Here is a 20,262-nt window from a genome sequence, read left to right as displayed (position 1 = left end):
AAAACCAATTGTATCATACAACATCTTTGTTACATGAATGTGACAGAAAAATATTTAAAGCTTTTGAGGGGATAGTAATGGTGAGGTGTTGTACTATGATAAAAAAAATCGGGGTCATTTCTCTTCTTCTATTTCTATTATCAACAAATGCGTTCGCAAATACAAATCAACAAATTGAAGTATTTGATTGTCAAAAAGAAATGGTCATTCAAAAACAATCTTTAGATCCAGTAATCCAAAAAGAAGCAGTTCAATACGCTAAATCAATTACTGGTCCATTTAAAAACTTAAATGTCGTTCCAAAAGATGGCTATATGATAAAAATCCCTTTATCTAAGCCGGTTTCTATTACTAATCAATGGTTACACACTACAATAGACGAAATACTTATACTACTCCCACTAAAAGAAAAGCCTTATATTATGCTTTATGATGATGAAAATAATCCGCATTTTTATTATGTAAAAGGTAAACCAGGATTATTATTGAAACAAATGAAGGTTAAAATGTAATTGAATGAAAAGGAGTCACCTTATAAGCTAAATTTTAAAAGCTAAGGTGCTCTTTTTTATAATAACAATTTGGTAAATGAAATTATAAAAGTTGTTTTTAATATAAGGGTCGCACCTTCATATATATCAGGGATTTTTAAAATATATCGATTTATCAACGAAAATATCTTTCCGTAGCTATTCTTTGGATAGCAATCTCTATAATAGTTTGTAGTGACTCGATCCCTTATATAATCCCCCTTTTACAAATCCATTTGAAGTATAAAACACATCCCCTTGCTTCGTGTCAGCATGTAAAACAATCACTTCAAAATACTTTTCCGCATGACATAATAGTTGATTTAATAATAAATTCCCTAACCCTATACGCCGATAATCCTTGGAAATATAAAATCTCCTCAACCGCCCAATCTTATTGTCTTTTGTGTACGGATCTTTATTTAAACCTCCAACTCCGATTAACATATCCCCTTGGAAAATACCATATAAACATTCTCCAGTTTTATTGAATACATTTACTTTGTGTTTATATTCATTTATTAGTCTTATAAGGAAATTAAACCCTTCTTCTTCACTGTCTTGAACGAGATGACTGAATTCATATTCCATTAAATTTTCTATTTGTTGAATATGTATATCTTTCAAGTCCATTCCCCCTAAGTACGAAAATACATAAAAATGCTCGAGAATCATTTATTCTGAGCATTTTTATGGTTGTTACTTTATTTAATTCATAGTATGCATATACTTCACTTCATATGTAAATCGATAATACAGTTAATTAATTTTATTATGAAAATATAAGAGCCTTGCTACAATCTAGTGTGTGGTAAGGCTCTTTAAAGTTGTGTAATTCTTATTGAACTAAAGCACCTGTTTACTTAAATGAATACATATACATTTATAATGTCTCTCAAATATAATATCAGTTTATAAATTCACCATTCTTCTCTAGCAGGTATAAGTTAAATTATAATTTGTTAATTGATATGCTTGTGTAACCACTGTTCAAATATTTTCAACTGTTCTTCAGTATGAAAGTAATGTTCACCCGTCTCCATAACTTCTAATTCACAACGATGTTTTTTTGTAAAATAGTTAATAGTTTCAAATTCGCACAGCTCATCCTTAGCTCCGTACATAATATATGTATCTGTATTCCATGTACTAATAGGATGCTCTTTTACATAGCATAAATAATCCCAATATAACTTTTGACCAATAGGTGTCTCTATAGTCATTTCTTTTTGTAAAAGCTCCGGTGTTACATTAAACCATTTCATCATATTTTCGATAATTCGTTCCATATTAACTACTGGTGATAAAAATAATGCCTTTTCTAGCACATCATTTTGATAAGCTAAAAGACTAAAATACGCTCCCATACTACATGCAAACACATTTATTTCTTTCCAATGTACTTTTGCGTAGTTCATAATTATAGATAATTCACTAACACAAAACTGTACTTTGCAAGGAGTGTTATCATTTTTTCTTTCTCCATGCTCAGGTAAATCAAAGCTTAATACTTGATAGCCTTTTTGATTGGCTTCTTCAGCTAATATTTGAATAACTATATCTTCCTTATTTGACATATTTCCATGTACTGCAATAAAAACTTTTTCACTCTTCTCTCCCCATAAAACCGCAGGAATATTACTAATTTTAAAATTATTTTTAAGCATACTCCCTCCATAAAATAAGACATATAGGACTTGGAAAAAATGCACACACTTTATTTATCTCTGTACAGCAGGCAGTATCCGCTTTAACTCTATTAAATCATCTATTACTATATCAGCCTGAGCAAGTTCCTCTTCTTGCGCAAAATCAAAATTGCACCCAACTGCAAGTAAACCGTTGTCTTTCGCTGCATTTATATCAGATAGCCGGTCACCAACTACCGCTGCCTCTTTTATATCATATTTGTTCATAATACTTTTAACTAAGTCACCTTTATTTAGCGATTGTATTTGTTCAATACTAAACGTTTCAGTCACCCACTTGTCTAAAGCATAATACGTTACGATTGCTCGTAAATATTCTTTCAAACCATTACTAGCAATGTAAATTGAACAATTATTTTCTTTTATATATGTAAATATTTCTTTTACATTTGGATATAAAGCGCCTTTTCCGCTTTTTATGTTTTCAATTAGTCTATCTAAAAAATATGCATCTGTTTGTTCTCTTATTTCAATAGAATGGTCCGGTAATAAAGCTTCCCAAACTTTCGGTAGCGGCACACCCATAATTTCACGGTATTTTTCAATCGGTGTTACCGTATCCCATAATTGAAGTGATCTTAAGTGATCAAAAGTATCATCTAACGATAATTCTAAAATTTTATCTGTTTGAAATAATGTTCCATCCATATCAAAAATTAATGCTTGTAACATTCCTATCTCTCCTTTTGGACTATAGTTTTACCAGATATATTTTTAAGCATCTCAATAATAATTTCTGAGCAATAATTCGCAGCAGTTTTCGCGAAATCATCATAAGAAACTTGAGCTTCATCATCTGCACTGTCAGAAATACATCGTATAACAAGAAACGGTATATCATTTATGTAGGCAACATGTCCAATTGCTGCACCTTCCATTTCTGTACAATGAGGTGCGTATTCATCTATTAATTTTGCCTTTAACTTTGAATCTTCAACAAAACATTCACCACTTACAATTCTTCCTTCGTGAGCTTGAATATTTGAACTATTACTGTTACATGCTTTACGTGCTAACTCTATCAATTCCTTACTTGCAATAAATTCCTCTTGGAACGGAAATAAGTTTTTCATTTGAGTTTTACTTACATCATGATGAGTAACATTCGTTGAAATAACTATATCGCCGACTTTTACATCTGAATGTAATCCGCCAGCAACGCCCGTATTAATGATAGAGTCTACATCAAATTTATGAATTAATGTTTGCGCGCATGCAGCTGCATTTACTTTCCCTACACCAGAACGTGTAATAATTACTTCTATTCCCATGAATTCTCCAATATAAAAAGGCATTCCCGCTATTGTCTGTTCCTCTTGTATAACTAGTTTTTCTAAAAGTAAATCTATTTCAATTTGCATTGCTCCAATAATGCCGATTCTGTTCATGTATGTAGTCCCCTTTATTAATTAATCCCTTTAATCCTCTCTGACATAACCGACAATAAAAATTTCGGAAGTACAAGTTGTCTCTTTAATCTTTTCGGCTGTGAGAGTAACCTATACAGCCATTCAGTTCCAGTATCCCTCATTATTTTCGGTGCTCTTTTTACAGTACCAGATATTATATCAATCATTCCTCCGATACCAATAGATAGCGGAACGTTTAATGTTTGTATGTTTTCATAAATGAACTCTTCTTGTTTTGGTGAACCTAGTCCTACAAGTAATAAATGCGGCTTGAATTGCTTAATTTTCATTTTTATTTCTTCTATTTCTTCACCATTTACAAATCCATGCTGTCCTTTAAATTGTGCTCCTGGGAACTGCTCATTTAATTTTTCTAATGCCTTTTTATTACTTTCTGGCGCAGCTCCAAAAAGAAAGACACGATATTCATTGTCGTTACAATATTTTATTAAATCGTGAGTTAAATCCGCCCCAGTAACACGTTCTTTCAAAGTTCCTTTTAATATTTTCGAGCCAATTATGACACCAATCCCATCCGCTGTTATTAAATCCGCAGATAGTAACATCTTTTTAAACTCCTTTGATTTTTCCGTATTTTCCTTTGCAGACATAACAATTTCAGGATTTGCAGTTACTACAAACCTTGGTTTCTCTTGTTGTTCATGTACCCAACCTTTTAATAAACTTATAGCTTTTGCATATTCTAAAGTTGAAAAAGGTATACCTTTTATAAACTGTTGATCCACTATACTCTCCCCTTATATAAGCTGCAAATATTCATCAATGTCTTTAGAAATTTGAATAAAAGCTTTATTCCAAAATTCATAATTTTTTATATCTATTTCAAAATGTTTTTTCATAAGCTCCTCTACTGGAGCCTTTCCTGTTTCTCGTAAGAACTCTTTATATTTCGAATGAAAAGTACTTTTACCTTCTTGAGCTATTTCTAATAAACTAAAACTTACTAAATATCCAAACGTGTATGGATAATTGTAAAAAGGAACATCTGCTATATAAAATTGAATATATTTCATCCATACAAACGGCTGGTATTCACTTAAAGCTTTTCCATAAGCTTCTTTTTGTGCCATTATAGATAATTTCTCAATTTCATCAGCACTTAATGGACCCTCTTTACATTTTTCATAAAATGTTTTTTCAAACTGATACGATGCTCGTATTGCCATTACATAATTAAAACTATTTCTTATTTTCCAGCTAAGTAATGACTTTTTCATATCTTTACTATCCGTTGTTTCAATTAGATAATTTAAGAGTACCGTTTCAAAGAAAATAGATGCTGATTCAGCCGTACTCATCGGCAAATAATCATCTAAAAAAGATGTAGATTGTTCAAAACTCATATTATAAAAATGCCAAGCATGTCCTAATTCATGAGCGAGCACTCTTACACTATCTATACTCCCATCATAACGCATGGAGATTCTCGATTCTTTCTCACTGAAAAATGGAGCACAAAACCCACCTGGTGGTTTATTCTCTCTCGGTTCAGCATCTATCCATCCACTTTCTATCGCATTACGTGCAAATTCTGCTAATTCTTGATCAATATTCTTACATGCATCATAAACGTTTTGTAATGCCACTGAAAAAGGAATCATGACCTCATTACTTTCCTTTACTGTCATAAGTTCATGCCATGTAATCGAAGCTTTCCCTTTCTTATACACGTTTAAAGCACTTACTAATTTATCAAGGTTTTCTTCTGTCACATTCCACATTTGGAATAATACAGTTTCTGAAATGCCATTCGCATGAAAAGATTGTGTTAAAATCTCTCTATCTTCTATTTCATTACTCTTTGCATTACGCAATCTCCCTACTTGATTTAATACAATAGCAAAGATTTCTTTTTCCTTATGTAAAGCACATGTTAATGAATCGAATACTTCTAATCTTTCCTTTTCATTATCACTATTCATTGCAATAGTATTTGCTTGTCCAAAGGATAATAGTTTATTATTGTGCTCTATTTCTATCCTATCCCGTAATTGTATGTACATATTTTCCCACGCATTAAGTTCATCTTTTATTAACTTAGTATTATCTGAAGTTTCCACTTCATTATGTTTTATTACTTGCTGTAATTCACTTTTTAGTTCCTTCACTTTCACGGTCAATTTAGTAAGGTCAGATGAAACACTTTCTTCAACCGATCGACAGTACAAATAGTATTCTGCTTTTTCAATAGCTTGTATAAGCTTTGAAAGAATCTCTACATCTTTTGTTACAAAATATTTCTCTTTCAACTCCAAAATTGGAAATAGAATGTCCTCATTCGAATACAAGCGATTTAAATCCCATCTAGCAATTTCTTGCATTTTTATAGCCGCCTCCTATTTTTACAAATAGTTACAGATATTTCTTCCTACACAATTATATATGAAATGGCAAAATTTTGATATCTTCAAATATTTAAATTCCTATAAATACATTCTTATTTATACTCTTTTCTTCTACCATTAAGTATCATTACACATATAAAAAATACTCCCTCTACAAGATTGCATTTGATATAGGAAAACTTCAAAGATTTTATCTTCATCAATACCATATCGACCAATTATCACAGATTAAAAAATAAAAAAGGATTGATCAAAAGATCAATCCTTTACTCTACTTCATTTAAGAAAAATAACGTTATAACGCCAGGTCCTGTATGTGCACCGATTGCTGCACCAATTGTATTTACGATAAATACTTCACAGCCAAATCTTTCCGTAATTAATGATTTTAATGCTTCAGCTGTTTCTAAATCGTCACCGTGAGTCATACCGATTGTTTGACCTTTAAGGTCTTTACCACGCTCTTCCATAATATCAACAATACGGCTTAATACTTTCTTTTTCCCTCGTACCTTTTCAAGTGGTACAAGTTTTCCTTCTTCCACATTTAAGATTGGTTTAATATTTAGTAAACCACCGATAAATCCTGCGACTTTACTTAAACGTCCACCTCTCACTAAGTACTGTAAGTCAGCTACAGTGAAGATATGTTCCATATGGCTCATTAGAAAATCAACACGCTTTAAAATATCTTCTTTTGATGCGCCGTCTTTTGCCATTTTAGCAGCTTCTAAAACGACAAGACCTTGACCAAGCGAAGCACATTTCGTATCAATAATTTCTAAATCTAAGTTAGCATATGTTTCTTTTACTTCCTCTTTAATGACAACTGATGATTGATATGTACCAGACAGTTCAGATGAAAAAGCTAAATATATACAAGGATTACCTTCTTTTGCATAAGAAACAAATTTTTCTTGGAACGTTTCAAGTGAAGGCAATGACGTTCTATAAACAGCGCCTTCTCTCATTTTTTGCAATAATGTAACTGACTCTAATGTTACTCCATCTAAATACTCTGTTTCTGCTTCATCATATACACGGAGTGGAATTAAATCAATATCATATGCTTGCAGCAATTCTACTGGTAAATCCGCCGCACTATCCGTAATGATTTTAACACCCATTTTTAAACCTCTATTCTGTTATAAATATAAAATAATAAAATAAAAATAGTACTTTTAAATTATATACGTAAAACTTAAATGAAGAAAGGAAAACACTTTATATTGTATGCACTATTCTTCAAAACTTGAACTGTTAATGAAAATGATTCTATTTTAAACACCTTTTTCTTATTATTTTTCTAAAACACGAATAATTTTATAAGTATTTTGTATCATTATATTTTAATTCTTTATCTTAATATAATCTTTTCAAATTCATACTGTTTAAAATTGAAAAGCCAAATCCAATAAAGGAAATGGCTTTTACATTTTCATAAAATAACCAAACTTTATTTTCCATCACATTGTTTGTTTACATTCATACTTTGGTGATGTTGAATATTAGTCCAGTTATGATAAATATTTATAGCCTGTACTATAATTAAAACAGTGAATATTCACCTGTAAGAATCACTAGATAAAAACAAGTTAAACATTTTATAAAATATTTAATTTTACTAGTAAAGCTAATAAAATTTGGAGAAGAATTTGAACATTTACTGCTATGTCTGTATCCGTAGTCGTAACTGTAACATTTCTAGAATTTCTAATAACAGTTTCTTGTTTATTAATTTGTTTAATAGATGATTTTTGAAACAATTCTTGTGCTACACGGTCAGCTTTTTCACTATCTGCTATAGAAATACTTATTATAACCACGATAGCTGCTTGTAATGCTGCTTGAATAGATAAAGCAGCTTTTGTATCTGTAGTAGTAACTTCTACATCTGCTGAATCTACAATTGTAATAGATTCTTCAGAAATTTGATACGTTTTACTTTCTTGCGCAGCTGCTTCTGAAACGCTAGCATTTTTAAAAGATGGATGAGGATTTGAGGAATCTAATGCACTCCACTTTTTATTTTCATCTGAATGACATGTTTTGTCCATGCGTTCACCCCCTTTCAATCTAAATAATTATTAACTTGTGATTGTATTTCAGAAACAATACTTTTAATTTGCTGCTTTTTTTCTGGTGATAAATTTTTTAATTTTTCTTCATTTATCCCATGCCTATTAAAAATATCTGAGAGTAAAAGGTCTATAATTATATTCTTTTGATCCTTATCAAACTTAAAGGAAGAAAATTTGTTTAAATCATCCATTTACAATATTCACTCCAATCAATTTTCTATAAAAATTTTAAATATCTACGAGCATTATATGTAATGAAATAAAAATTGCTTGGACAAGTAACTTAATCTTCTATTTTCACTTCTTTTTGCTAATAAAATCAAAAGCTGACTTCTAATAAGAAGACAGCTTTCCTTCACTTCACATAAATATAAGTTTCATTACTGTTAAATCATGTATTTTATCTTTATTTGTAGTTTTCCACACTTGCTTTACCATTAATCTTGAATATTAATTCAGTCATAATAAAAAGTCCAAGCTTGTACCACGTATTACAACAAAAAACATTTACTTAGAGTGAAAACTTATAGCTAAATATCAATAGGATAGACACTTTATAAAATGTTTAGTTTAACTAATAAAGCTAATAAAATTTGAAGGAGAATTTGAATATTCACTGCAATATCTGTATCAGTAGTTGTTACGGTTACGTTTCTAGAATTTTTAATAAATGTTTTTTGTCTATTAATTTGTTTAATAGCTGATTTTTGAAATAATTCTTGTGTTATTTTATCTGCCTTTTCACTATCTGCTATAGAAATACTTACTACAACTACGATAGCTGCTTGTAATGCCGCTTGGATAGATAGCGCAGCTTTTGTATCTGTAGTAGTAACTTGTACATCTGCTGAATCAACTATTTCAATATATTCCTCAGAAATTTGATCGATTTCATCTGTTTGTATAGCTGCCTCTAAAAAATTTGCATTTTTACTAAACGAATAATCATTTAATGATTCGCAATCTTCTTTTTTTGGCTCACAATCCTCTTTTTTTGGCTCATGAACTCGTTTTTTCGGCTCAAACTCCCGGTTTAATGGATCCCGATTTTTCTTTCGTCTACAAACTTCACATTCACACATAAAATCACCCCTTTTAGTCTTAAAAATTAGCAATATTAAAATATTGACTAACTAATAGCATTTTATGTATTTTTTTAAAATTTGTTTGGACAAGTAACTTAATCTTCTACTTCTTTTTCTAATAAAAAAAGCTGCCTTCTAATAAGAAGACAACTTTCTTTGTGACTACTCTAGAATAGATTTCATACAATATAATTGTTCCTTCCTTATAACCTGAGTTCGTCACTTTAGTTATAAAAATGTGGGTATATCCTATAACCTTTTTTAGGGACCATCCATAATTTATTTCATAAAAAGTGCTTTGTTTTACTGAAAGGTGGTTGCGGAAACAACCGCCTTTTTATTCGGAACAAAATAAAACTTTTATATAAAAGACCCATACTTAAATACACTAAACTTCATATAATATATTGCATCCTTTCTTTTTAGAATAAGTAGTCGTTTACTGAAGGGCACTTTTCGAAGTGCTCTTATCTTTAATCCCCCTCTTTTTCAGGAAGAGTTTTTTTACTAAACCATAATATGATTTGTATCACTAAGGCTAGGGATTACGACATTTCCTTAATAACTTCAATGAATACAGTAGCTACTAATTAAAATACCCCTATGATCTTCTCTACACTTAAACCATCGTGCATTACCGAACGCATGAACTAATTTTTATTTTGACTATGTAACACTAAATTCACAAGATTATTATCCTATGTTTGGTGAAGCCATCATTTCAATGCCAGCAACCCCACACTTTTAACTAATAACTTAAACAAATGGGCTACCTCAAGGTTCCTTTGATATAGTATGTTATGTTCTATATAATGAAGAAAGCGCTAGTATTTCCAAGGAGGATGTATATGAGTATTCAATTGGCCACATCTAACGATTTAGAATGGGTTAATAATCAATATGACTCAATAGGATTTGTACGAAGTGATTTAAAAAGAGATAAAGTTGCAATTATTACATATAACAACGAGTATGCAGGTGTTGGCCGATTAGTCCAAATAGATGAAGATACTTTAGAAATGGGCGGGATTTTTATTCTGCCTCAATTTAGAGGGCTTCAATTAGCTGGTGAGCTTGTTTCATTTTTAGTAGAAACTGCGAAAAAATCACAAATACAAAATGTATATTGTCTTCCTTTTGAGGAATTAGAAAACTTTTATAAGAAATATGGATATACTGAAGTCGATACTACGACAGAAGCAGTCCATCCAATTATTCTAAAAAAATATAATTGGTGTTTGGAGAACTACGATAAACACGTTCTACTATTTAAATTGTAAATGTAATAAAGTGAAACTTTAATCAGTGGGAGTTTTAATCAAACCCCTCACCAATCGGGCTTTGATTAAAACTCTATGTTCCGTCAATACTATAGATAATATGATTGTATTTCTCCATTCCTCCTGAGAGAGGAGCAGTTGGCTTTTGCTAGCTGCTCTTTTATTTTTTCAAAAAGTCACATAAATATCTTTAATTCCAAACATTCAAAAGATAAAATATGATATGATTGTTATGAAGATATTTACCAACTAATAAATGCGCCCTAGACTTACGTACTAGGGCGCATTTATTTTTTAGTATGTAACTCCTTCACTCATCTATTATCCACAAAATAAGTATCATATGCCTTATCAAATTCATATCCTAACTTTTCTGCTAGTTTAGCAGATGTAGTATTCGCTGCGTCCCAGTTTGGATACTTTCCATTTTCTAAGCAATCCAATATAAGAGCTGCACTTACTACAGTTGCCAAGCCCTCTCTTCTATGATTGTGATCAGTCGCAACTTCAATTTCAATCCCATCATTATAAATACTATACGAGGATGCACCGCATACAACTTCTCCGTTATATAAAATGCTATAACCTATACCACGGTTTATATAATCTTCTACCGAATGAAATTGACTTGTGAAATCTTCAGATATCTTATGTAATGTAGGGCTATTTGCGATATGCTCGTCTATTCTTCTTAACTCATATTCTTTTGGAAGTGCTGATATAAAAGATTTTAATTTTGAACGATTAAAAACTTCTGGATTTCGTTTGAATTTATAACGTAAAAACTTATCTATTTTTCTTTCATGGAATGTTTCTAAGCGTTGTTTCCACTCTTCACTATTTACGATAACTAAAATTCTTTCTGGAATATTACGTAATAACTCTTCTGTTTCTTTCGTATTTGGGTCTCCAGCGTAAAATGTAAAAATCCCTACCGTAACTTGTGCTACTTTTGGATTTTCAAGATCATTTACCCAAGCAGTACCCATATGCCCTTGTAAATAAGAAAGTAAAACAACGTTATTGAAATCCTCAAACATAGAAACTAGTTTTTTTCTTGTATGTATATTCGCTTCATATATCATTTACATTCCCGCCTTCTTTAGAATCAACTACTCTTAACATTTTCATGAGCGCTCCATAATTCGTATTCATATACATACCCACCTGTTCATCATAAAAGCAATTGACTATTAAATTAAAACTTCGAATATTTATAAAATATCAGTAAACATAAAATGATTATAACATCTACTAACTATGAAATGATCAACATATAAAATAAGTCAACAATAAATATATTTCTTACCCGTTAACAAACGGTTTGAAGGACCAACATAATTAATTATGTAACAACCCTCAACAATAGTTTGAGGGTGCATTTAAATACATGTGTTATAACTCATTTTTATAAATAAAAGATTCCGTCTCACCGTTCTTATATACTTTAGTCAATTTAACAACTGATTTGTACGTGTTAACGTCATCCTCTATCATTTTTTTCATCTCTTCTATTTCGGCATCACCAGTTCCGCCCTCTATTTTTAAACAGTTCGAAATGGAAAGGTATCCGCTTGATGCCAATATAAAAATAAAAATCGTATCAGGAAAATTAATAAATAATAATCCGTAGTTTAAAGGGTCTCCAGCTGGATGTGATAAAAGTAATCGAAAACCTACCAGTTCAGGTACTTGAACAAAATCTCTAGAAACTCTCGCCTCACCTACTATAGTAATTTGCTTTACTACATTCCCGAGATCATCTGTAAATTCAGTACATCTAGGTGGATTAATTGTTGTTGCTTGGAAAGACACATTTAATTCAGGATTGTTAAAATCGAAAAAGATTGTACTCCCCTCTGTTAAACAATGCGGGCAAACATTTCCTAGCAAGCTAAAGTCCTCTTCAATATATTTAACTTTTGTTTTGCAACTACATACTTTCCCTATTCGAATTGCATCAATCTTTGAACAATCGACAAATATAACCTCATTGTCTTCTTGTACGAATGATACGATACCTGTTTTCTTATTAAATGAAAGAAAATAAGATACAGCAATTTCGTTTCCTGCTATTATGATACTTTCAACTTTTGTATACGGTTCTAGACTCTGTAAAAACTCACATATACTATTTTGGCAACACCCACAATCACGTTTCGGTTCACACCCCACTTACACTCCATCCCTTCTCTATATAGAATTGCTACTACATATATATGAGAAGAAAATAAGAAAAGCTTGGACAATATAACGTTAACGTAGCAATATCGTTACCTAATCGTACATTTATATGGAAATCACACCATTTTTGAGTAAGGAAACATAATTTTTACTATAAATACATATAACAATTTCATCTTTCATGAAAAAAACGTTATAATAAGGTGTAGCCTCTACGATTACGTTATAAAGGAGATTAAAACAATGGCTAAAATTAAAGTATACCAAGCAAAAGAGGAAAATATGGAAGCAGTAAAAAACATCATTGATGTTGAGGAACAAAACCCAACTGCTGAAAATTTACAAAATCTATATGCGTGTGTATTAGATACTGAAGATATGGCATTGCCTGAATCATATATTGAAGAAGATATCTTAATTGATTCTATTGAAGTTATGGTTAACGCTTCTCAAAGCAAAGTAAGAGACTTAGGCGCATACGATGTAATCGAAGTTCAAAACAAAGGCAAGAAAACGCAAATTTTATTACTTGCAGACGAAGAATACGAAATTATCGAAGGCTAATCTAACACCGTACATACGAAAAAGCTCCTTTCCAATTAGAAAGGAGCTTTTTCATTACGCTTTTGATGTTTCACTCTTTTTATTCGTTTGTTGTTTCTTAATTACCATGCGCTCATTTCCCATAAAGAAAATGAATATGAATGCTAATCCAGCTGGTACCAATGCCCACATGAATGTTTGAACAATTGAACTAGAAAGAGCGTCAATAATCTTATCTAATATTTGCGGAGGGATTTGAGATCTTGCCGATTCTGATAGAATAGCTCTTGAATCCCCTAAAGCGTTTGTATTCATTCCCCCGCTCATCCCTTTAAATGCTTCTTCTAATTGATCTTGGAAACCTGTTCTTTGGATCATTCCGAAGATTGTAATGCCTAGTGTCATTCCTAACGAACGAATGAAGTTACTCGTTGAAGTCGCAGACCCGCGCTGTTCCATACCGAAGTTGTGAATAGCTGCCATACTTAGTACAGAGAATGAGAAACCGACTCCAAATCCGATAATAATCATATAAACTGTTAATAATGCACGACTTGTTTCTGGTGTTAACGTGCTTAATAAGAATAGTCCAATTAGCATAATAACCGCAGAAATAATCATAATGTTTCGGTAGCTAAGTTTAGTTGTTAAAAATCCGCCTAACTGCGCTGTTACGACTGATCCTAACATCATCGGTAAAAGTAATAATCCTGAGTTTGTTGCGGTACCACCGTATACACCTTGAATAAATAACGGAATGTACACAGTTGCTGACATAAATGCAGCACCGTAACATAAAGCAATAATTGTACTCATTCCGAATAAGCGCTGCTTAAACATCTCAAATGAAATAATTGGTTCTTCTACTTTTCGTTCAATAAAAATGAATGCGATGATTAAAATGGCGAATCCACCAAATAAGCTTAAAATAAAGCTAGAATCCCAATCATATTTTTGTCCACCTAGTTCTAAAGCAAACATTAAACAAATTACTGCACCAACTAAAGTAATTGCGCCAAACCAATCAATTTTTTGCTTTCTATGAACGCGTGATTCTTTATAAAAGAATGTAATAAAAATAAGTGCTAAAATGCCAAGTGGTAAGTTAATATAAAATACCCAGTGCCAGCTAATGTAATCGGTAATATATGCGCCAAGTAATGGCCCGAAAATACTAGATAATCCAAATACCGCTCCGAATAAACCACCCATTTTCCCGCGTTTTTCAGGTGGGAAAATATCAAAAACGATAGTAAACGCGATTGGCACTAATGCCCCGCCGCCAATACCTTGAATGGCACGATAAATACCTAACTGTGTAATATTTTCAGCAGTACCACAAAGTGCCGAACCAATCATAAAGACAATTAAACCGAAAATAAAGAATCTCTTTCTACCATACATATCTGATAGCTTACCGAAAATCGGCATGCCTGCCATTTCTGCGACCATATAGGCAGAAACGACCCATACAAAGTTTTCGAGGCCTCCTAAGTCACCAACGATTGTTCCCATCGCCGTTACGACAATGGTATTATCCATCGATGCCATTAAAATACCTAGCAATAAGCCCGCCACAACAAAGCCGAGCTTATTATTCTTCTCAACCATATCTCTTGCTCTCCCTCATACTACTTATATTTGTTTATGTTCTTTTACGACTGCATTACCTTTTTGATTAAAACTAGTATGATATTCTACAACACTAATTTCACATCCAGGACCAATTGTGACGTTGTTGCCTCTTACAACTTCAGCAATCGTATGTTCTAAATAGATATCATCTCCTTCAACAATCGAAGTTTGGAGGTTTCCAGCATGACTAGTAAAAGGAATAAATCTCGCTTTTTTACGAACAGTAATCTTTTTACCACCAATTTCTCTTACCTTACTGCCTTCATAACGAAGTGAGATTTGAATATTTTCAGCATTAAGTAATCCATCACTTTCAAGACCACCAGTTAATGATAAATCTTCTACTTCAATATCTCCCTTTACATTTAAAGCACCTTTTACATCTACGAAATCACCTGAAAACTTTCCTTCAATATCTATCATACCTCTAACTTTTGTTTTTTCAATATGAGCATCACCATGAATTTGTGTATTACCATATACTTTTACATATTCCGCATCTACATTTCCTTGTACTTCGTTATCTCCATACACGACATAGTTTTTCACTTTCACATTACCGTGTACATCACTCGTTCCGTACGTTTTAAACTCATTGCAACTCATATCATTGGTAATTGTTCCTTCACCGCGAATCTTCACTTTATTATAATCTCCGCCTGCTGAATTACCAGAACCATTTACTGTGAGACTATGTGGATGTTCCATACTGATTTCTCCCTTCCGTTAAACCTGCTTAATTTCTTTTACATTTGCATTTTTATCAACAGTAAGAACACCGGTATATTCAATCAGTTCAATCTCACAGTTTGCTCCTACTGTAACATTGTTTCCTCTTACCGTTCTTATATGAGCATAATCAATATCGATATTGTCACCTTCTAATAGTTCAGCTTCTAACTGCAAGCCAAACACTGTTTTAAATAACCTACTAAATGTACCTGATCTATGTCTTACTTTAATCGTTTGACCACCAATTTCTTTCGCTCGACATGTACCGTGAATATTTATATTAATTTCATCTGCGCTTAATAAACCACCGATTGTAAATTGTCCTTCTGAAGAAAAAGTATCCACTTCACAATTACCGTCAATTGTAGCTTGACCATTGACTTTAAATTCTTCACCAGTGACATTTCCACCTATCGTACCTTTTCCTGCAATTTTCAAACTGTTTGCTTTTACATTTTGCGTAATTGTTGCTTTTCCATCAATTCGCATCGTTTCAGCATGAACTGTACCATCAACTTTACCAGATCCGCTAATTCGTGCACTGCTACTTTTCAAATCACCAGTAACTGCACCGTAACCGTTACATTCAAATTGCTCACATTCAACATTTCCATTCACAGTTCCTTTTCCGTTTAATTGCACTTTATGAAACTCGCCGCCATTCGATGAACCGTAACCATTTATAATCAAATTATCTGTACGCATACTTTCTCCTCCACTACAACAATTTAGTTTTTAATGCTTCGGTATATTTCATAATCGCTTCGCGTAAAACGATTTTGGTGCCTTTTTCAAAAATTAAATCGTCCACGTTTGAAACTAATAAACATGTAGAAATTCCTAACTTTCGGACGATGATTAAGTCACAAGTTTTATGTTTCATTGCTTCATAATTTTCACGTAAAACTTGCAAGACCATTTTTCCTTCTTCTAAACTAATCTCTCCTGATTGTAGTAATTCTTCTAACATGTACACATAAAGAATGTCTACAAATTGAAACTCTGCTGTTTTATTCGTTTGTTCTATGAAAAATTGTAAAACTGGTTCTGATGCAATTCCCTTGCATAAAATGTCTTCCTTTGTTAAAAGAATTTCTCTCACACTCGGTGAAAACATGTTAGCTAGTTCATCAAGTGATAAATCCTCTTTCATCGTTTGGATTTTATCGATACGCTCTAATATCTTTTCTTTCGGAAAAAATGTCTCTTGACCTGTAAACGTTGATTTTCGTACAAACCAATCTTCCGGAATTAAATTTTTTCTTTTCCACCTATATAACTGTCCGTATGAAATACCAGTTAGTTCTAATAAATCTTTTTTTGAAATTAAATCTGTACTCAACTGTATAACACTCCTTCCTGATAACAATGTAACATAACACTGTTACGCTGTAAATAGACTTTTATCACAAGTAGCGTAACAATGTGTAAAACAAACCTATTCTCACATACAAAAAGGCTCTTACACATCTTATGAAAATGTGCAAAAGCCCTTATATATCAAGATTTAAACCAAATATTATAAAAATCAATCCAACCTTGTGAATTAATCATTATATTTTGAACTTTTTCATGTGTACTTACCTCTTGTTTATTACGATATAAAGGAATAATATGAATTTGACGTAACAAAGTATCCTCGATATCGCGTAACAGTGTAACTCTTTTCTCTAATTCTTCTTGTCTAAAATAAGGAGACAACTTTTCATGAAAGTCCATGCTGCTTTGTCCATGAATAAAACTATTTTTTGTAAGAAACATATATAATAAACTATCTTCTATTCGTTCACTTATTGTGGCACTATCATGCATCATATCGGCCTTTTGTATCGTACTTACTTCCAATAGCTCTTCTATCTCAAGAAAATTATTTTCTACACGAATCCCGTACTTCGCACACTCTTTTTGTATCCATTGTGCATCTTCAACATGATCTCGTCCTGTAAATGTGTAGAGTTGTAGCACTTCACTATGATAAGTACTCCTTTTAATTAAACTTTCGATATCTTCGTCAATATCTACTATGCTTTCATTTGCTAATATTAGTTTCTTTGCCACTTCTCCACGTTCTCCGCCGAGTTCTTGAACGATTGTATAACCATGAATGATGTTATATAACGCTTTCCGAAATAACGCATCTTGCATTGGTCCTTCTTTCGTAAGATTACATGTTATATATGTCACGTTCGACTCAAGCCGAGACAATTCTTTATTATGTTTTTCTTTATCTTTATACTGCGCCTTTACTAAAACATCGTATGTACTTACACCTTGTTCTACATTCCACAACTCAATACGATCTAAAAAAGGTCTTTCACGAAAATATAAAGGATGTCCTTCTAAAATGAACAGATTTTCATTACTTTTATATAATTGAAAAGGCCCTGTTCCAATTAACCCTCCTGCTTCATCTTCATTCACGATAGAACACTGTTCTGCACTTAGCATATGTAAAAACATTCGATTTTCTGTATGTAATTGAATTTCGAAAACGTAGTCATCCACTGAACGGATACTTTCAACGTGTTGTAACATCCATGCGTGTGCATTATTTTCCAGCTTCATAAATCGATTCAACGAGTATATAACATCATGTGCAGTAAGTTGTTTTCCATTATGAAAGTGAACTCCTTTTCGTAAGTAAAACGTCCATATTTTTTCAGCGTCATTATATTCCCAGTGAAATGCAAGTCTTGGCTCTATAATGTTTGTATTACCGTCTACATACACGAGTGTGTCGAATATATGTTTTACCATATGGCATTCTGAGCGCATTGTAGCGTATACAGGATCTAATGTGATATCTAAATTCATTTGTACTTGCAACCGGAGTACATCTCTTCTCCCTTCAGATGTCATTTCAACCTTATGACCAAATATTGAATCCACCCAGGAATGATATTCTCCCTTTACCGATGGAAAATGTGAGCTATAGCGTTCCACAAATATACTTCCGCTTTTCACATCCCCTTTTTTCGTTATTTCTTTTCCTCTATCTAAAATTAAAGATATCGGGTGCTTTTGAAATATTAACTTAGACCGATTTCCTCTGCCGCGACCTGGAAACCACTTAATCCAATTTAACTCATCTAATTTTTTTATAATTAATTTACTATTGCGCTCTGTACAAAATAATGTACCAGATATATTTTGCACTGTTACTTCCAATCGTTCTCCCTCTTTTTTTCCTTTTCCATAAGCAATCCATAGTTCAATGTATTGATCTAAAATAAACATCATACTCCCCCTAAAAGGTGAAAAATCCTCCCTATAGTTTCTACCCTTTTTCCAACTCTCCTTTCATCTTATCATTTCAATATAGAAAGGAGGAATTAATATTGAATTATCTCTTACTTCGTTACAATAAACCTATTTTTATTAGATTGTGTGGTGAATTATTAACCCGAACGACTGAATCTATGTTAGCTCTCATTATGATTATTTACGTCAATAAAATGTTAAACGGCAATGTAATAATAACTATGCTAATTTTCGGATTACAGCCACTTTCAGACATTTTATTTACACTTATTGCTGGAGGAATTACTGATAAATATGGCCGAAAAAAGATTATGTTACTCGGATTATTACTACAAGGTGTTGCAATCGGTAGTTTCGTTTTCGCTCAATCCGTTTTTATATTTGCACTGTTATATGTCATTAATGGTATTGGCCGTTCCTTATATATTCCAGCTCAACGTGCACAAATTGCTGATTTAACAAAACAAGAGCAGCAAGCAGAAATTTTTGCTCTCCTACAAACGATGGGAGCAATCGGATCCGTAGTCGGCCCTTTAATCGGTGCAAGTTTTTATAATACTCACCCAGAATATTTATTTATCGTGCAAAGTGTAACTCTTACGATATATGCCGTTGTTGTTTGGACCCAGCTCCCAGAAACTGTTCCACCTATAAGTAAGTCGAAACAAACAGTTGAGGCAAGTTCACCAAAGCAATTTGCTTTTAAACATTACGCCATATTCGGTCTTATGGTTTCTACACTTCCTATTAGCTTTTTTTATGCACAAACTGAGACGAATTATCGTATTTTTGCAGAACATGTATTTCCTAATCTCGTATTCATACTCGCATTTATTTCAACATGCAAAGCCATTTTGGAAATCATTCTACAAATCTTCCTCGTAAAATGGTCTGAACGATTTTCTATGACGAAAATCATCCTTATTTCTTACGCCTGCTATACAATAGCTGCGGTTGGCTTTAGTTATTCAACGACGATATTCTCGTTATTCTTCACCTTACTCTTTTTAGTCATTGGCGAAAGTATTGCTCTAAACCATTTATTACGATTCGTTTCAGAAATTGCACCTCATGATAAACGTGGTTTATATTTTTCAATTTACGGTATACACTGGGATATATCTCGAACGTGTGGACCAGTTATTGGTGCAGTTATATTAAGTAAGTTAAATGGAAGTATGCTGTTTTATATTTGTGCTAGCTTCTTATTAGTTGGAGGTATTGTTCAAGCGCTATTTGTTCAAAGTTTGGAACGTAAAAAAATCGCGAACCATCCTACACATAATTTATAGGTTACTACTTTTTCAGTAGATCAATATTCCTTATTGGATGAATATTAAAAAACAAAAGTGAAGTATTTCGCATATGAAAGTATGTTTTATATGACAGGAGACGTTCCTTGTTTACAACTAAAAACACCTCACTTCAAGAAAGTGAGGTGTTTTTG

21 protein-coding genes are annotated in these 20,262 nt (G+C 32.3%); 4 read left to right on the top strand and 17 right to left on the bottom strand.

The window, feature by feature from the left end:
- The first annotated feature begins 95 nt into the window (after positions 1–95).
- Positions 96–512 carry a hypothetical protein gene (locus tag GBN91_RS17570; RefSeq protein ID WP_006922097.1) on the top strand — a complete coding sequence of 139 codons (417 nt, stop codon included), beginning with the start codon at positions 96–98 and terminating at the stop codon, positions 510–512.
- 198 nt (positions 513–710) lie between these two features.
- On the opposite strand, the gene GBN91_RS17565 is transcribed toward GBN91_RS17570, so the two are convergent.
- The 10 genes from GBN91_RS17565 to GBN91_RS17520 all read right to left on the bottom strand — a co-directional run bounded on the left by GBN91_RS17565 (position 711) and on the right by GBN91_RS17520 (position 9,177).
- Positions 711–1,205 (bottom strand): GNAT family N-acetyltransferase, encoded by a 495-nt coding sequence (locus GBN91_RS17565; protein ID WP_116344779.1) that lies wholly within the window; start codon positions 1,203–1,205, stop codon positions 711–713.
- Positions 1,206–1,492: 287 nt separating this feature from the next.
- A complete protein-coding gene (locus GBN91_RS17560) occupies positions 1,493–2,197 on the bottom strand; it encodes an alpha/beta hydrolase (protein WP_000916870.1) in 705 nt (234 codons plus the stop codon).
- A 54-nt stretch (positions 2,198–2,251) separates the two neighbouring features.
- Complete coding sequence (locus tag GBN91_RS17555; RefSeq protein WP_006922102.1) at positions 2,252–2,911, bottom strand: HAD hydrolase-like protein; 660 nt, start codon at positions 2,909–2,911, stop codon at positions 2,252–2,254.
- Positions 2,912–2,913: 2 nt separating this feature from the next.
- Entirely contained in the window at positions 2,914–3,627 is a 714-nt protein-coding gene (locus tag GBN91_RS17550) for a 5'-methylthioadenosine/adenosylhomocysteine nucleosidase (protein WP_044307257.1), read from the bottom strand.
- A gap of 17 nt (positions 3,628–3,644) precedes the next feature.
- Positions 3,645–4,394 carry a WecB/TagA/CpsF family glycosyltransferase gene (locus GBN91_RS17545; RefSeq protein WP_006922103.1) on the bottom strand — a complete coding sequence of 250 codons (750 nt, stop codon included), beginning with the start codon at positions 4,392–4,394 and terminating at the stop codon, positions 3,645–3,647.
- 12 nt (positions 4,395–4,406) lie between these two features.
- Entirely contained in the window at positions 4,407–5,990 is a 1,584-nt protein-coding gene (locus tag GBN91_RS17540) for a M3 family metallopeptidase (protein ID WP_152121869.1), read from the bottom strand.
- 290 nt (positions 5,991–6,280) lie between these two features.
- A complete protein-coding gene (locus tag GBN91_RS17535) occupies positions 6,281–7,141 on the bottom strand; it encodes a DegV family protein (protein ID WP_000538278.1) in 861 nt (286 codons plus the stop codon).
- 477 nt (positions 7,142–7,618) lie between these two features.
- Complete coding sequence (locus GBN91_RS17530; RefSeq protein WP_000361676.1) at positions 7,619–8,071, bottom strand: spore coat protein; 453 nt, start codon at positions 8,069–8,071, stop codon at positions 7,619–7,621.
- A gap of 14 nt (positions 8,072–8,085) precedes the next feature.
- Positions 8,086–8,286: a spore coat protein W gene (locus tag GBN91_RS17525; protein ID WP_000342253.1), complete on the bottom strand. Its 201-nt coding sequence runs from the start codon at positions 8,284–8,286 to the stop codon at positions 8,086–8,088.
- A gap of 363 nt (positions 8,287–8,649) precedes the next feature.
- Positions 8,650–9,177: a spore coat protein gene (locus GBN91_RS17520; protein ID WP_000333026.1), complete on the bottom strand. Its 528-nt coding sequence runs from the start codon at positions 9,175–9,177 to the stop codon at positions 8,650–8,652.
- A gap of 851 nt (positions 9,178–10,028) precedes the next feature.
- Between GBN91_RS17520 and GBN91_RS17515 the strand changes: the two genes are divergently transcribed.
- A complete protein-coding gene (locus GBN91_RS17515; RefSeq protein WP_000027163.1) occupies positions 10,029–10,460 on the top strand; it encodes a GNAT family N-acetyltransferase in 432 nt (143 codons plus the stop codon).
- Between the two features lie 314 nt (positions 10,461–10,774).
- Here the strand turns inward: GBN91_RS17515 and GBN91_RS17510 are convergent, their stop codons facing one another.
- Together GBN91_RS17510 and GBN91_RS17505 are read right to left on the bottom strand one after the other, a co-directional pair.
- Positions 10,775–11,545, bottom strand: a complete 771-nt coding sequence (locus GBN91_RS17510) for a GNAT family N-acetyltransferase (protein WP_000638727.1) — start codon at positions 11,543–11,545, stop codon at positions 10,775–10,777.
- Positions 11,546–11,855: 310 nt separating this feature from the next.
- Complete coding sequence (locus GBN91_RS17505; RefSeq protein WP_000501710.1) at positions 11,856–12,635, bottom strand: BC_2878 family exosporium-associated protein; 780 nt, start codon at positions 12,633–12,635, stop codon at positions 11,856–11,858.
- Between the two features lie 252 nt (positions 12,636–12,887).
- Between GBN91_RS17505 and GBN91_RS17500 the strand changes: the two genes are divergently transcribed.
- On the top strand, positions 12,888–13,208 hold the full coding sequence (locus tag GBN91_RS17500) for a hypothetical protein (protein WP_001062733.1): 321 nt from the start codon (positions 12,888–12,890) through the stop codon (positions 13,206–13,208).
- Positions 13,209–13,262: 54 nt separating this feature from the next.
- Here the strand turns inward: GBN91_RS17500 and GBN91_RS17495 are convergent, their stop codons facing one another.
- The 5 genes from GBN91_RS17495 to GBN91_RS17475 form a co-directional block, all read right to left on the bottom strand.
- A complete protein-coding gene (locus tag GBN91_RS17495) occupies positions 13,263–14,798 on the bottom strand; it encodes an MDR family MFS transporter (protein WP_000229612.1) in 1,536 nt (511 codons plus the stop codon).
- Positions 14,799–14,822: 24 nt separating this feature from the next.
- On the bottom strand, positions 14,823–15,530 hold the full coding sequence (locus GBN91_RS17490) for a polymer-forming cytoskeletal protein (protein ID WP_000400903.1): 708 nt from the start codon (positions 15,528–15,530) through the stop codon (positions 14,823–14,825).
- Positions 15,531–15,548: 18 nt separating this feature from the next.
- Positions 15,549–16,259: a bactofilin family protein gene (locus GBN91_RS17485; protein WP_001258384.1), complete on the bottom strand. Its 711-nt coding sequence runs from the start codon at positions 16,257–16,259 to the stop codon at positions 15,549–15,551.
- A 13-nt stretch (positions 16,260–16,272) separates the two neighbouring features.
- The gene (locus GBN91_RS17480) at positions 16,273–16,896 is read right to left on the bottom strand and encodes a YhbD family protein (protein ID WP_000102241.1); all 624 of its coding nucleotides are present in this window, start codon (positions 16,894–16,896) and stop codon (positions 16,273–16,275) included.
- A gap of 158 nt (positions 16,897–17,054) precedes the next feature.
- Positions 17,055–18,791, bottom strand: coding sequence for an ABC transporter substrate-binding protein (locus tag GBN91_RS17475; RefSeq protein ID WP_016122689.1), 1,737 nt, complete (start codon positions 18,789–18,791; stop codon positions 17,055–17,057).
- 101 nt (positions 18,792–18,892) lie between these two features.
- Here GBN91_RS17475 and GBN91_RS17470 point away from each other — a divergent pair, with 101 nt between their 5' ends.
- Positions 18,893–20,107, top strand: a complete 1,215-nt coding sequence (locus tag GBN91_RS17470) for an MDR family MFS transporter (protein ID WP_152121867.1) — start codon at positions 18,893–18,895, stop codon at positions 20,105–20,107.
- Positions 20,108–20,262: the final 155 nt, after the last annotated feature.

The sequence above is a fragment of the Bacillus sp. B1-WWTP-T-0.5-Post-4 genome, assembly GCF_009183795.1.
Taxonomy (GTDB): domain Bacteria; phylum Bacillota; class Bacilli; order Bacillales; family Bacillaceae_G; genus Bacillus_A; species Bacillus_A cereus.
Note: the sequence above shows the minus strand (reverse complement) of the source record. Positions and strands in the feature narration are given on the sequence as shown.